13 protein-coding genes and 2 pseudogenes are annotated in these 14,504 nt (G+C 42.8%); 6 read left to right on the top strand and 9 right to left on the bottom strand.

Annotated elements, in window-relative coordinates:
- Window positions 1–85: 85 nt before the first annotated feature.
- A pseudogene (locus Q1A70_RS16605) lies at window positions 86–451 on the top strand (inovirus-type Gp2 protein); the annotation flags it as partial.
- Between the two features lie 349 nt (window positions 452–800).
- Here Q1A70_RS16605 and Q1A70_RS16600 read toward each other — a convergent pair.
- From Q1A70_RS16600 to radC, 5 genes are all read right to left on the bottom strand, one after another.
- Window positions 801–1,139, bottom strand: coding sequence for a hypothetical protein (locus Q1A70_RS16600; protein WP_299694079.1), 339 nt, complete (start codon window positions 1,137–1,139; stop codon window positions 801–803).
- Window positions 1,140–1,413: 274 nt separating this feature from the next.
- A complete protein-coding gene (locus Q1A70_RS16595; RefSeq protein ID WP_299694076.1) occupies window positions 1,414–1,974 on the bottom strand; it encodes a tyrosine-type recombinase/integrase in 561 nt (186 codons plus the stop codon).
- A gap of 127 nt (window positions 1,975–2,101) precedes the next feature.
- Complete coding sequence (locus Q1A70_RS16590) at window positions 2,102–2,545, bottom strand: DUF2787 family protein (RefSeq protein ID WP_299694073.1); 444 nt, start codon at window positions 2,543–2,545, stop codon at window positions 2,102–2,104.
- Between the two features lie 22 nt (window positions 2,546–2,567).
- Window positions 2,568–3,020 carry a DUF2787 domain-containing protein gene (locus tag Q1A70_RS16585; RefSeq protein ID WP_299694070.1) on the bottom strand — a complete coding sequence of 151 codons (453 nt, stop codon included), beginning with the start codon at window positions 3,018–3,020 and terminating at the stop codon, window positions 2,568–2,570.
- On the bottom strand, window positions 3,017–3,484 hold the full coding sequence (gene radC, locus Q1A70_RS16580; protein ID WP_108091908.1) for a DNA repair protein RadC: 468 nt from the start codon (window positions 3,482–3,484) through the stop codon (window positions 3,017–3,019). The genes Q1A70_RS16585 and radC overlap by 4 nt, the downstream gene beginning before the upstream one ends.
- A gap of 456 nt (window positions 3,485–3,940) precedes the next feature.
- Here radC and Q1A70_RS16575 point away from each other — a divergent pair, with 456 nt between their 5' ends.
- Window positions 3,941–4,129 (top strand): AlpA family transcriptional regulator, encoded by a 189-nt coding sequence (locus Q1A70_RS16575; RefSeq protein WP_299694059.1) that lies wholly within the window; start codon window positions 3,941–3,943, stop codon window positions 4,127–4,129.
- 223 nt (window positions 4,130–4,352) lie between these two features.
- Here the strand turns inward: Q1A70_RS16575 and Q1A70_RS16570 are convergent, their stop codons facing one another.
- From Q1A70_RS16570 to Q1A70_RS16560, 3 genes are all read right to left on the bottom strand, one after another.
- Window positions 4,353–4,826: a hypothetical protein gene (locus Q1A70_RS16570; RefSeq protein ID WP_299694056.1), complete on the bottom strand. Its 474-nt coding sequence runs from the start codon at window positions 4,824–4,826 to the stop codon at window positions 4,353–4,355.
- A gap of 4 nt (window positions 4,827–4,830) precedes the next feature.
- On the bottom strand, window positions 4,831–6,168 hold the full coding sequence (locus tag Q1A70_RS16565; protein WP_299694053.1) for a hypothetical protein: 1,338 nt from the start codon (window positions 6,166–6,168) through the stop codon (window positions 4,831–4,833).
- Between the two features lie 361 nt (window positions 6,169–6,529).
- Window positions 6,530–7,531 (bottom strand): WYL domain-containing protein, encoded by a 1,002-nt coding sequence (locus Q1A70_RS16560; RefSeq protein WP_299694050.1) that lies wholly within the window; start codon window positions 7,529–7,531, stop codon window positions 6,530–6,532.
- A 334-nt stretch (window positions 7,532–7,865) separates the two neighbouring features.
- On the opposite strand from Q1A70_RS16560, the gene Q1A70_RS16555 reads away from it, so the two are divergent.
- The 4 genes from Q1A70_RS16555 to Q1A70_RS16540 all read left to right on the top strand — a co-directional run bounded on the left by Q1A70_RS16555 (window position 7,866) and on the right by Q1A70_RS16540 (window position 13,766).
- A complete protein-coding gene (locus Q1A70_RS16555; protein ID WP_299694047.1) occupies window positions 7,866–8,048 on the top strand; it encodes an AlpA family phage regulatory protein in 183 nt (60 codons plus the stop codon).
- A 185-nt stretch (window positions 8,049–8,233) separates the two neighbouring features.
- Window positions 8,234–9,214, top strand: coding sequence for an ATP-binding protein (locus Q1A70_RS16550; protein ID WP_299694044.1), 981 nt, complete (start codon window positions 8,234–8,236; stop codon window positions 9,212–9,214).
- 12 nt (window positions 9,215–9,226) lie between these two features.
- Window positions 9,227–11,779 carry a S8 family peptidase gene (locus Q1A70_RS16545; RefSeq protein WP_299694041.1) on the top strand — a complete coding sequence of 851 codons (2,553 nt, stop codon included), beginning with the start codon at window positions 9,227–9,229 and terminating at the stop codon, window positions 11,777–11,779.
- A gap of 115 nt (window positions 11,780–11,894) precedes the next feature.
- Window positions 11,895–13,766, top strand: a complete 1,872-nt coding sequence (locus Q1A70_RS16540; protein WP_299697407.1) for a hypothetical protein — start codon at window positions 11,895–11,897, stop codon at window positions 13,764–13,766.
- A 35-nt stretch (window positions 13,767–13,801) separates the two neighbouring features.
- On the opposite strand, the pseudogene Q1A70_RS16535 reads toward Q1A70_RS16540, so the two are convergent.
- Window positions 13,802–14,428 (bottom strand): annotated as a pseudogene (locus Q1A70_RS16535) (site-specific integrase); the annotation flags it as partial.
- Window positions 14,429–14,504: the final 76 nt, after the last annotated feature.

Here is a 14,504-nt window from a genome sequence, read left to right as displayed (position 1 = left end):
AGTACACCTAAACCCAGAAAGAGAAGCTGCTTAATAAGTAAGCAAATGATGACAACTACCTTGAAAAACGCCGCACCCGTGTCCGTTAAATTACGTTTGGGTAAGGGAACGTAGTACGAGTCACAATGAACATTACCATGTTGTATTGATAGTGAATCAGGATGCTTACTATCCGTTTGGTAGACTTCATTACGAGGGAGCTCTTGCTTGTATGGTAAACAGAGCATGGGCTAGTGCATTAGGGCTTACGGCAGATGAGATTGTGGGGCTAGTTCATATCCCTGAACGTCCAATGTATACGTTGAACCGTAATCACCCATCAGCACGATTTCAGAAAGATTTAAATGAAGTAGCAGTTAGGCTGGCTTACTTGGCAAAGAATGAGACTAAGATACTTGGTGATGGTCGCCGTAACTTTGGATGCAGTAATCCGAGGAAGGGATTGATTTAGCTTCAAGAACGATAACACTTATCGTACGGTTAAAGTATTTGGTGGGACTCGGAGTGGGTTAGCGTTGATGGTTACTCAGGCATGACCTTGAGTTTGAAACCCCCGAACACTTTGACTAAAGTTGGCTGGTGAATTTTTCTGATCATCCACCATACTGTCTTTGCGTTTACGATTCCAACAAACACTTAGCATACGCTGGTTGCTTCTATCGGCTGAGTTATGTAGCGAAGTCAAAATTGAAAAAAGGGCTTATAGCCCTTTACTTTAAACTAGAATTACTATTAGTAACGAAATGAGAATATTAGAAGCCAACATCATTTTTAATATGGTGAAATCTTTTATTATGGAATCAATCATATCTGCTAGTTTCTAAAACTTCGACAGGTAAGCGATGCGCCAGATGTTGTATAACTTCGAGCGAGGAATGTAGCCTTCTGTACTTTGCTGTATTACCTGCTTTTGGACCATACGATGCTTTTTTGCCAAGAAGGATATGATAAAACTTACCTGGCTTGATAGTATTCTCAGCGAGTATACGTTTTGGATCACCTGTATCCCATAGGTCGAAGACAGTGCATGAGGGTACTTTATCGAGTTCCTTGTTGAAACTTTCCTCAGTGCCAGTAGTGAGAGTTATTGATCTCAAATGCTCTAGAGTGACGGTTGTAACGTTAGATTTCATTTCCATGTAGCTATCCTTATGATAACAATTTAGCCTCACCAACGATTTTGAGTCTGTGGTTTCCACCCCAAAGATGGGCTTAGATGCTAACAATATGCTTTCGAGACATATTGCTTCATGGGTGCTGCTTTCATGAACTGAAACTCAGGACAAACCTAACTCATTTATTCAAAAAAATAAAGAGGGAGCTTATCCCTCTTGAAACTAAGATTCATGCAACTGAATTCTATTTTCGCTCCAATTTACATCTCCTTAACTCAATTGACAGCTTGTTGTTTGCTCATAATACTAACTCCCTAAAGTCATTATCAATGTCATCTTGTGTCACGCCAATGTAGCGCAGCGTGACACCTTCGGAGCTATGGCGAAGCATTCGCATCACTCGTGCAATATCTTTGGTGCTTTTGTATAAGTGGTAGCCTCTGGTCTTTCGCATTGAGTGAGTCCCCAACGGAAAACTAATCTCTTCACCAATTGATGAAAACGCTTGGCTAACAGATCGACGACTCAATGGGTTGGCAGCTTTGTTTATCGCTTGTTGGTTTCGGTAAGATTGGAACAAGTAGATGTGGTGTGGATTCTCCTTTTTAATGCGAAGGATGATTTCTAGGCTTCTTGGGTTTAATGCAATCTGGGCTACTTTGCCCGTTTTAGATTCACGGATGGTTAAACGGTCTTCTTCGATGTCACTGAACTTAATCGCCAGTAAATCCGAAATCCGTAAAGCCAGATTGATACCAACATTCCAGATATCCGACATTTGCTTACTATGCCGTATTTCTAATAAGTGGCCGATGAGCTGGATAGTGTCACGGTTTTTCACCGCTTGAACTTCTGCCATAACGCAGCTTCCTTTTTTCGATGAAAATGATGATTAGAGGAACTTCAAAGCAGACCAGAAACGAAAAGCCTTGTTCCATAAAGGTTGGCAAGTTCCCAAATTGCTAAAATGGGAACTTGGGTGCTTTTCAACTCTTGGTGACTTTGATTTGGTCAAACACACCATCAGCTAAATACTCCAAAAAGTTACCTTCCCATGTTCGATAGAATGATTTCACTTCTCGGTGTGCTAGAGCGCAAGGAGATAAAAACATCTGCCTAAATGTGTTGCTCTCAATATTGAAATCAAGCTCGATGGCTAGCTCTGGATAGATACCTCCAGAATAGGCAAAGTCGGTGATGTAACAGAATCGCCACTTATCACCTTCATTGCGGATCATGATTTCTACTGGATGATACCCACCAGCTTCAGCGTTATAGCTCGTGTCACGAAAGTTAATGGTTAAGGTATCTGAATAGTAATCAAGACTCGCTTCCTGAACCTGCTTAGTAATAGCGTTATGAAAGCGAGTTGAGATAGGCAGCACACAAGGCTGAAACTGAATCGTTTGAATTTTGATTGCGGCTGGCATGGTATGCCTCCTTGGTTGATGCTTATGCGATAGATGATTTCGTAGGAGTGTCGACATTGACGAGTGTTGCTTGGATACCGTCAAAGGAGCCTTGTTGAATTTGCTTGAGGAAAGACCGCTCATAGCTTTGATATAGACTGGTTACTTGTGGCTGGTGGAGTTCACAGCGTTCAATATCTGGCTGGTAGAACCATCCACGCAGAAAATTGAAGTAAAGCTCGACCTCCATCTTTTCGGTTTGCTCGTCTGGGTAAGCAAAGCTAGCAAAAAAGACGATGCTCCAATGAGTGTTGTCTGGTTGGTTTGTCGATCTATTGAGTTGGATCTCTACAGGATGAAAACCACTACGATCTTGGTAGTAGCTCGACACTCGAAAGTTAAGGGCGATCCGTGATGCAAAGGTAGGGATATCTAATTGCTCAGTAAGAGCATTGAGGTATTCCACCAGCAGTCGATGTGGTGTGGTTTGGCTCATAGCAAACCTCGCTCAGCAAAGGACACGCATTGCTCACCTACGACGACATGATCCAATACTCGGATATCAACCAATGCTAAAGCATCAGAGAGACGTTGAGTGATTCTACGATCGGCCTGTGATGGCTCAGGTAATCCAGATGGGTGATTATGACCAAAGATAACCGCCGCCGAATTCAACATTAATCCTTCTTTAACGACTTCCCTTGGATAAACGCTAGCGGCATCAATGGTGCCAAAGAACATTTCTTTGTATTCAATCAGTTGGTTTTGATTATCAAGAAACATCACGGCAAACACTTCTCTGTCGTAATGCGCCAGTTTCATCTGTAGATATTGCTTAGTGTTTTCTGGACTGGTGAATGACCCTGCCCGAGCATACTTCGCTGCGAGCATGGTCGCTGCGGTTTCTAGGATTTGACGAAGCTCTGTTGGTTCGTTTGGCGTGTATTGATTTGAATGCATGTACTTTCCTTCTTGTGCGTTAAAGGTATGTGCATCCAAGTAATATGTGGCTAAAAAATAATGGAATCCTTCCCCATAGAAGCAGCCCAACCAAGCTGGGCCGCTTTAGGTTATGGGCGCTGTTTATCTTGTCGTTTAGCCCAGTTGTAACCACTCACTACGCCATAGATGAACAATTCGATTAAGGTCTTAGTAGGTTGGTGGGGATTCACCATTCGCCTCCTTGTTGATGTGGTACAAGCCTGCGCCAACGATAAAGCCTGCAATGAACACAAACGGCATAAGTGCCTCCTGCTCTGTTTTATTTAAGAAAAGTGCATAAATGGAAGCCTGCGACTGGCTGGCTTCAGAAAGGTAATGTGTGGTTGAAAAAAGTTGGAGTGTGGTGATTTACGCAATGGAGTAATTAAATGCACATTCTCGTTATCTCATGAGTTGAACTAACCGGATTTCATCATGAGATTAATCAAACTAAAAGAAGTAATGACCTTAACTAGCCTCGCACGTTCTACCATCTACAAGTACATGAGCGAAGGGCAATTTCCGAAAGCTGTGTCACTAGGTTGTCGTTCAGTGGCATGGGTAGAAGAAGAGGTGACAGACTGGGTGTTAGAAAGGATTGGTGAGCGCGATAATGTTGATTGACAGATAATGGATGGAAGCTATTACAGCTTCCTTCTATGCCATTTTTTTCTAACAAACTTATGCCCCATTCCGCGTTTATCTTCACACTCTTGATTTTGGCCTACTCAAAATTTGACTTAATCATTCTAATCATGGAAGGCAAGATTCATGAGCTTCCTTGCTTTTAGCATCGCTACTTCTGTGAGCTAAAAGAAGAGGCGTGGTTTTCCCCACGCCTCTTAGATTATCGGCTTAATATGCCCATTGCCAAATTATTCGATTCTGTGAGCATTTCCTCGAAAGCGTCGGTATCTTCGGTTGTGTGTAATGATTCAGACAGTACAGCTAGACGAGCGGAATCTTTACACGTCTCATTGAATCTAGGCAACTCTAAGTGCTTGAATACGTTACTAACCTGAATTGAAATCGTATGGCTTTCAATGTAGTTTTTGACCAAACTACAGTTCAGCAACCCACAAATGTAGTGTGCGACTTCTTTTGACTCACAATCTACGAAGTAAACCTTATGATCAGGAACATATGGACGCACCCCAACCAACGGTACTTCTTTGCTAGAGCAAACTGCTGCTTTGAACGTACCGCTTTGTTCAGCCCACATTACTTTATAAGGAGCAAATGAATAAGCACCTACATTGTAGATGTGATAGAAGGCATACTTACTCAACCGTGCTTTGTAGGTTGAGCGGTCTAGAAGCAAGTCCTCATACGCCTTCCTTATAACGCTTTGTATGCTCCCACCAATCAGCCCCAACAGAATCTTGAGCGCCATAAGCTTGCGGTAGTACCGCGATATCAGCATTTAATGCATCAATGTCGATGTTCTCCACATCTGCACTGAAGCCTAACCAATGCGCGTACTCACTTGGCACCGTATTCCACTTGTAGCGGCTCCCTTCTTCATCGTACACACCACTCACTCTCGCAGTAGAAAGCGTCATGTTTTGGCTATCAGCTGAATCAGTCAAACTAACCTCATTACACTCCAATTCACTAAGATCATAGAACGATGACTTGTTATCCATGCCGTATTGATTGTCAGTGTCAGCCACCTTTGAAACTAAGGTTTCTGACTTACTGCAAATGTAATCGTCAAAGCTTGGATCTGAGCTCATGTTACGGTATTCATTCACATAACCCACCGTACCAAAATCAGTGATACTGTCTTCTTGTAGGTAGTTTCTAACCAAACGTTCGGGTAGCCAGTTCTCATCTACCGCATAGACGGATTCAGACCAAAAGCTACCTTGGCGAATAGAGACCGATTTGTACCACAACGGCTCATCATCTTGGCGTTGCCAGTCCGTTGGGTCGTTAAGGTAGTGAGCTACATTGATATGCGCATACGGGTACTGAAGCGACAATTCATAAGTTTCTTCAAATGAAAGTTGAATGGATGCCATAAGCTGCTCAGCAATGTCGTAGACCGCACTGTTACCATCCGCTATGTAATCACTCCACAGCTCTTCCTCTGAGATATTGAAATGCCAAACTAAATCACCCGCTACGTTACGCATGGCATCTTTTATGGCATTGCGAACTTGTTCATTATCTTTCACTAATTCACAGCTATACGCCGCGCCTTGCTCTCTTTCAACCGTCTGTTTAGCCGATTCCCACAATATTGTTGTGAGTGGCGTGATGTTCACGGAGCCATTCGCTACCTCTTCAGGCAACGTGAACGCTGGTGGCAGGTTAAGTACATATGCTTGAGTCACTTCCCCTAAGTCTTCATCAATAGCTCCGACAGGCACATCTACGATCACTGGGACGTATTCAAGACAGGCTTCCTGCTCTTCGGTTATGTCACCTTCAATAGTGAACACGCCACCAGCCTCGGTGATAGCTGATGGCTCATCAGGATCGACAACACCATTTGAATTAAAATCATAATGAACAGTGGCACCAACGATATAGCCGTCAATAGCACGACCGGATAACAATGTAGTGTTCGATGGTGATGAAGGCTCAGATGAGCCACCACCACCGCAACCAGCAAGGGTTGCACTTGTAATAAGCGCAGAAACTAACGTCTTTTTCATAGGAAATTCCTTTTTATTAATAAAATGGTTTGCAGGGATAAATGCATAGAAAGCAAAAGCGGCTTACTTTCGTAAACCGCTAATGGTGGGTATTAAACGTGTGGTACTAGCAAGCACATCGGCATGGAGGCATATCGCAAATGTCACAGGTTGAACTGTGGCTACCGCCACAATATTCACAGCTAAATGAAGCTAGGCAACGGCGCTTGTTAAGTAATGGTCGAATCGCGTTAATGGTCATGAACTTCTCTCCCCGTCTATGTCGTAGTGGATCACATAGAAAGACGGCAACCCTATGTGACATCCCTGTTTGTTGTCAGGTTATCAATAGGTTGGGCATCTGGTGTCGCATGGGGTTGTACTAATTGAGACCGCTATCGCTATTTAGAGAAGTGGTTTGCAGTTGGGGGCTTTTAATTGACGGTGGTGTAGGTTGTTGTTCTACAAAGGTGATGTGGGGTTTATGTGCTTCTAGCCACGCCACTAACGGTGGTGTATTAGAAACCGTAGCAGTGATGTGTAAATACGTATCGAACTCAGAGATACGTTGGTCGTTGGAAAGTGGTGTTTGGTAAAGATGTTCACCAGCTTGTTTAGTAATAGTGAATTCGAGTGTATAACGCTTATGCACTGTATTGGTGTATTCCGATGCTGAGTGTTGCAAGTCAAAGTCTTGTGGGTAAGCAAACGTGAAGGTTGATAATGTGACTTTGTGAATATGGCTGACATCAACAAAAGTAGCACCATTATTTCCCTTTTGGCGGTACACCAATATCAATGTATTACCCTGTTGTACAAGGCCTAATGGCATGACATCTTTTCTGTGTTGCCCTCCTTTAGAGTAATAGTGCAGGCTTAACCAACGATTATGATAGAGCCCTTGGCAGATCTTAGCGTTAATATCAGAGCTGACATTTTCACTTAGCTGGTAAGCATTTTGAAATACAACCTTTCTCAGCCATTGAGATTCTTTCGATTCCTGACCGAGAGATTTCAGATGGTAATTGGCGTCTTCAAATAAGCTATGGAAAGTATGGGATATATGGGTAGGGATTAAGTAGTGGAAGTGAGACTCAGCCAGACACAAAAGTAGTGCCTCTTGAGTACCGGAGCCAACAAAAGCTTTAGTTTGCTTTCGTTGGTATCCATAAGGTTTATCACGGGTATCTCGGTCAATATCAAAATACTCAAGTAACACATCAAGGTTACGTTGAATCGTTCGTATATCTCTATCAATGCCTATCTCCTGAAGCTGTGCTTTGAGCTCAGAAGCCGTGACTTTGTACCCATACGGTATGCGCTTGTATAGCTCAAGCGCTAGCACCATATGCTGGCGAGTGCTCACATGAGTGGATTTACTCATAGTGCACACCTTTAGCTAAGCGGGTCAAAATAGAGGTGACGGTATAACGATCTTGGAACAAGTCACTCTCACTCTGTTGATAGCAAGAGACGAAGCTCTACACGCTAGGCTTTAAGGTGAGTCGATTGTATGAGTTGCTTGGGCATCTGGTGTCGGATGAAAGCGGATGAGCAAAATTAATTGTATAGGTGAGGTGGGCATAAAGCACTCCTAAGCTGTTGGATGTGTGGGAGTGATATGTATGTAAAAAAAGTTGGAGTGTGGTGATTTACGTAGTGGAGTAATCAAATGCACATTCTCGTTATCTCATGAGTTGAACTAACCGGAATTCATCATGAGATTTTTAAAACTACAACAAGTAATGGACAAAACAACATTGTGCCGCAGTAGCATCTATCTCTTAATCAAAGCAGGCGATTTTCCTAAGAACGTTACGGTGATGGGGAAGCGCAAAGCTTGGTTAGAAAGTGAGGTTGACGATTGGATGATGAGTAGAATGGAGAACTCAGATAGTTAGCTGGTATTAAGTGGAGGGGGGAACTAACTGTATTATAGGAATAAGAGTTCTAGGCTTATCTTTGAGCCATTTAGTCGAAAAACACTACTTTATGGTGTGTTCGGTGACTCTTTCATTGATAGTAAAAATGGAGGCTATAATGTATGATTACAAGGTCAACATTCACCCAAATTTAGAAAGTAACCATGGCCAGCTCAACTCAAATTAAAGCCTTGATGCAATCGCACATCGATAAAGATGACGACAGGTTCTTATCTGTTGCGCTTCAGGTCGCCGCTCATGAAGCAAGAAATGGTCATGGAAAGCTTGCCCAAGAACTAAAAGGCTTGGTTGATAAGGCCAAACAGAACAGCGCAAAAAACCTGCCAGTTTCTATCGCAAGCGGTGTGAAAGATACTTCTGGGCTACTGACTACCACACACCCTAAGCTGCGCTTTTCTGACTTAATCGTATCTAGCACAGTTAAAGATAGGTTAGATAGGTTGGTTAAAGAGCAAAAGCATCTAACAACGCTGAAAAACCATGGCCTCTCACCGCGAAGAAAATTGCTACTAGCTGGAAAGCCAGGTACAGGAAAAACTTTCACTGCATCAGTTTTAGCGGGAGAGTTAAACTTTCCTTTATTTGAAGTTCGCCTTGATGCAGTAATTACTAAGTATCTTGGGGAGTCTTCTGCCAAGTTACGTCAGATTTTCGATGCAATCAGAGAAGTTAGAGGTGTTTACTTTTTTGACGAATTTGACGCATTAGGGTCGCATCGAGGGTCAAGTAACGATGTTGGGGAAGCTAGACGTATTCTCAACAGCTTCTTGCAGATGATTGAGCAAGATGACTCTAATAGCGTTATTGTCTGTGCTACCAACCACATTGAAGCGTTAGATCATGCACTGTTTCGTCGATTTGATGATGTTATTCGATATCAACTGCCAACAGAATATGAAATAGTCAAACTTTTCCAAACTCGCTTGCATTCGTATGTGGCGAAGAACTTTTCATGGAAGCGACTTCCAGAAATTGCCGAAGGTTTGAGTAATGCTGAGATTACTCTAGCTGCAAATGATGCAATTAAAGAAATGCTTATCCACGACCATAGCTCAATTACCATCACAATGCTTCAGCAGGCAATTGAAGATAGAAAGAGTATTAGCCAGCACTTTATGGAATAAGAAGGAACTTTAATGGCTCGAAACGAATTTGATAAACCTCACTTCTTTTTTAATTCCTCAGCTAGCTCCCACGAGTTTACCTCACCGAGTCGAGGTGGTGGAGAGCCGGCAACTATTCCTGCTAAAGATCGCTCTGTTCATAGTGCTCACCTTCGCCAAAATATCCGATCTGTTGCGACTGAATTCTCTGAACTTAAGCAATTAGTACCTTCTGATGAAATGACTATGGGCGTAGGCATTCAGGTTGAGTTTGAAAGCTTCCCTGACGTAGAGATGGCCGTAGAAAGTTTGGCAAATGACCCTCAGGGTATTGTATTGCATAACGTCAAGACAGTTGAGTCTGAAGATGGGCATAAAACAACAATAGCAACCGCGTTCGTTCCTGAAGGAAAACTGAGTTTTTATCAAAAGAAACTCAATGAATACGAGGCACGTAGAACCTTAGCGGGTGGAAGGGCCGGTGATCACCAGAAACTCATTGACTCAATAAAGAATATTAAGCGTGCTACTTTTGCTGCTATTTGGGCGGATGATGAAACACTGTTACCTGAGGATAAAAATGAAAGTGTATGGTGGGAAGTTTGGTTAGCTACACCTAGAAAGTCTCGTCAAACGCATAATAACTATCAAGAAATTTTGGCTGACTTTACGCGACTGGCAAATATAGCTGAAATGAGAGTGTCAGATCATAAGCTACGATTCCCTGAGCATACCGTTATTCAACTGCACACGAGTCAAAGAAAACTGGAAGAAAATGCCGCTTTATTGTTTCGAGTTGCTGAGATTCGATTCCCGAAAGTTACCGCTGAATTCTATGCTGCAATGCCAAATGAGGAGCAGAGAGAGTGGACTGAAGAACTGTTACAGCGTCTTAGTTCTAACACCTCCGATGAATCACCGTATGTTTGCATTATAGATTCAGGTGTTAATGTTGAGCACCCATTGCTAGCCCCCTTCTCTACGCTGTCTGACCAGAGAACAATTACAGAAGATACTGACCCTACCGACTCTTTGGGGCATGGGACCAGTATGGCTGGCTTAGCTATGTGGGGGGATATGACCGAGCGGTTGAGCTCATCAAATTCTGAGGTGGTTGAGCATCGATTAGAGTCGGTCAAAACTATGAGATTTAATGGCGATAATGCTGGTAAACCTCTAGGCATAGTTACAACGAATGCTGTATCTGAAATGGAAATATACAAACCTGAACGCTCAAGAGTTTTCTCTATGTCACTTTCATCTGGCATAGGCACAGATAGGGGGCGACCGTCATCATGGTCTAGTGCCATGGATATGCTTGCCGTAGATTTCTCAGGTGAAGGTTTAACGCCGCGTTTGTTTACAGTGTGCGCTGGAAACGCTCTGTTAGATGCAAAAGTAGATTACCCTAATGCTAATTACCTAAGTAATGTGCATGATCCCGCTCAGGCTTGGAATGTTCTGACGGTTGGTGCATTTACAGAAAAAGACCAACTATCTTTCTCCGCTGATTTAGTTCCTTTAGCCCCTAGTGGTGGCTTGTCTCCATACTCAACAACGTCTCTGGGTTGGGATAAAAGTAACGCCCCATTCAAACCAGAAGTGGTATTTGAGGGCGGAAACTTAGCGAAAGCCGAGGATGGATTTTGTGGTGGTGAGCCTGACCTACACCTATTAACAACGAATAGTGATTACTCTCAGAAGCTCTTCACAACAACCCACGCCACTAGTGCCGCTACTGCATTGGCGGCAAGGTTCTCTGCACAGATTAAAACCCAGTACAATGATCTTTGGCCTGAAACTGTCAGGGCTTTAACCGTACATTCAGCAGATTGGACGGATGCAATGTATACATTAATTTCTGCACAACGCGGCAATACCATAAAGAAATCAGATATGGTGAAGTTAGTCAGGAAAGTAGGGTTCGGTGTGCCGAGCATTGAGAGGGCGATAAACAGTGCTGACAACTCATTATCAATGGTGATTCAAGATGAGTTACAACCTTTTGTTAAGCCTCGCTCTAAAGATACAAGAACGAAGGATATGCACTTACATGATTTGCCATGGCCGCAAGAAGAGTTGTTGAAAATCGGTGAGGCGGATGTTGAGTTGACGATTACACTCTCATACTTTATTGAACCCAACCCTTCAAGTCGCAATGTCCTAGATAAATATAACTACGCAAGTCATCAGTTAAGATTTGATGTAAAACATCATGGTGAATCTGATGCCCAGTTTATGCGAAGGATTAATGCACAGGCAGAAGGGGAGAAGCCTGATGTTATTGAGGATAGTAATTGGCTCATAGGCAAACAGCAACGACATAAAGGCTCTATCCATAAAGATGTTTGGCGTGGCAGTGCTGCTGATTTGGCTGCTAGAGGTAAGATTGCAATATACCCCGCAAAGGGCTGGTGGAAAACTCGCAAAGCCCATGAAAGATATGATTCTAAAGCTCGATATGCGCTAGTTGTATCATTATCTGTACCCGAGGTAGATGTGGATTTGTATTCGGAAGTGCGAACCATCATTGAGGCTGAGGTCGCCACCCCAACCGTGGTGGAAGTCTCGAACGAAGGGAATTAAAAATAAAAGCAATCAAAGATTGTGTTTGTCTAAATGTAAGAGCCATTTAAGCCAAGATTATCCTATGAATACAGCACGTCTAAGGGCGTGTTCTTTTGCATTTAAGGCAGAGCGTATGTCAGATTTGTTTCCTTTTAGTATTCCTGTCATGGATGTAATTAGACATGACTACGAGCGATTTCGTTTTGATACTCACCAGTATACTCATAAAGGGCTTTTTACTGATGGTGAAAAGTTGTATGCCGTTATATCGGATGTTGAAGGTAATAACACTCTGCTTGATGAACTTAATGAGCAGTATCGAATGTACCATACCGCAGGTATACCAACTGGCAAGATAGTGAGTAAGATTGAGGATGGGTATCGTTTAATAGAGTCACGCAGTAGATTGGAAAAGACGCTAGCTTATGGTCAACCAATGACCGTACATGAAGTAGTTAATGACCTAAACTTGCACATACCTCGTAAGTATCACCCCTTTCATTTTGATTTTAAGTTTAATACGAACGTATTTCGGTTTATGTCTAAAAAGCAGTTAGCTGAAATAGATAAAGATGAAATACAGTTGATTTGTGAATCAATCGGCTACCAAGGGTATGATTTTATTTTTGAGCATAAGCCTGAAATTAGTGAATATCCCGGTGAAGTTGAGTATGAACCTAATCAGCATAATAACTTAATGCTAACGGCTAGTGGTTTGGTGCAAAACCAGTTCTCCAAACCCTTGCTAACTAGGTATGAAGAGGATGAGGACTTTTGGGCTCAAAATCGACAATCTGTATTCAGTGGTGATGAGGCAGACCAAAAATCTCCGTTCCTTTTGCCTAAATTTGTAGAGAAAAAGTCACGCTGCTTCGTGGATGCATCTGTTTTTCCGCGTCAGAACTTGAGGGTTTACTTAACTCTCTACGAGCAGGTCATAATTGCATTGCCTTTAAACAAAGACGCAGAGCACTTTTACAAGATGTTTAAGTTGGGCAAACATGAGTTTCGAGAGCTGGTGGCACGTGGTCGATTATTGTTTGTAGCGCCACAGAATCTCCACCGTTACTCTCAAGAGTTACTGGCGGATATCCTTATGGTTGCTCCAGACTCAATAATTTTCTCAAGGCGGCTTGCTGCCTCAACGATTCGAGGTATACAGAATAAGTCAGGGATAATTGGAACCACATTCTCAAGTGATGAGCAATACCACTTCCTTCATCAGTGTTCTCGTATTGAAACACCCTCAATACAAAACCTTACGAAAGTACTTTCGGAGCAATGGCAATATGGTGAATATATAGTCAATAAAGAGGGGGCTGTATCAACGCATCGACTGGGGGTATCTAGCATTGCAGCCAAAGGTTTCGAGCGCAGAGGGCGGGATATTCATCTTGAATTATCTACAGCAGCGATGGCGTATGAATATGCCCAAGGACTAGGGGCTCATCATTTTCCTTTTGATGGGGAGCAATATTCAGAGGTAACGGCCTGTCAGGTGATCAGTGGCTTTTACAATGGTGTTCATGCTGAATCGAAGCAAATTCAAGAATCTGAGTTGGGCACATTGCTTGGTGAGATATTCGCTATTGATAATGATATGAATATTCTTGAACTCGACTCAGCGTTGTCCAATAGTCTAATACGTTCTTTACCTAGTATTGTTAATCAGTTCGCAGATATGGATGAAGGTGAGCGGTTTCACAAGTTGAGAGCCCTCAAGGAAGACGTTGCTAGAATTGAAAAAAATAAAAACAGAATGTCGAGACTCAATATATCAGGATTTCCTTCTATAGCTGCTGGTGCAGGAATGGAGTCTGCAGGAGTAAAGGGTGGTGGTTTAGTTGCACTTGGTGGCTGGCTGCTCAATGCGATCAATGTCTATGCGGATGAATTTGAGCTTACGAACAGCCCAATATATACAAAACTTTCAAGCTTGAATCATTTTACTAGCCATGATGCGGTAATTGTGCAACGTGTAAGAGATACTGTTTTAAAGAGATAATATCAGCAATGGGTAATTGCAATTCCCCTTAGCTCTTAATCGCTATGATTGATAAGCAGAGTCATTAGAGTTGCAACGCTCTCTAGAGCTTTCTTTCGTTCTTCCAAATAATCATACTGGTCATAAATACCCTCAACACCCTTTAACTTGTGATTCAAGCATCTCTCGGCCACATGGCCGGGGGTGCCTTGTTTTGCCAGTAGCGTACGACAAGTACGGCGCAGGTCATGTACCGTAAAGTGCGGCATGTTGCCCATCAAGTTAGGCGGTTGTTTCTTCTTACCTGCTTCATGACCAAATAGCTTAGTAATCGCTCTGTTAAGCGTGTCGGGGCCCATGTGAGGGCTCTTGCTAGCCCTTCGGCTAGGAAAGACATACTCAGAGCCAAATCCTCTTATCTTTAACTCCTCAAGCCATTTCAACACTTCTGGTGCTAAAGGAATAGTAAAGCCAACATTGGTTTTGCTACGCTCTTTAGGCAAATGCCACAAGCCTTTCCCAAGCTCAAACTCTTCCCATTTAGCTTCACACAATTCAGATTTACGCACCCCTAAACAAACCAATAATGCACAAGCTAGATAGTTATCACGGCTAAAGTTAGTGCTGTTCTCTCTAGCGATACTGAAGAACTGCTTTAATTCACCTTCATTCAAGAAGCGATCTGTAAGCGTCTACGAACCGACTCATTGACTTTCTAATATCAACACAGATACCGCCAACTAAGGCGGTATCTGTCAT

This window comes from uncultured Vibrio sp., from assembly GCF_947488985.1.
In the GTDB taxonomy this organism is placed as follows: domain Bacteria; phylum Pseudomonadota; class Gammaproteobacteria; order Enterobacterales; family Vibrionaceae; genus Vibrio.
This window is presented reverse-complemented; position numbering and strand designations above follow the sequence as displayed.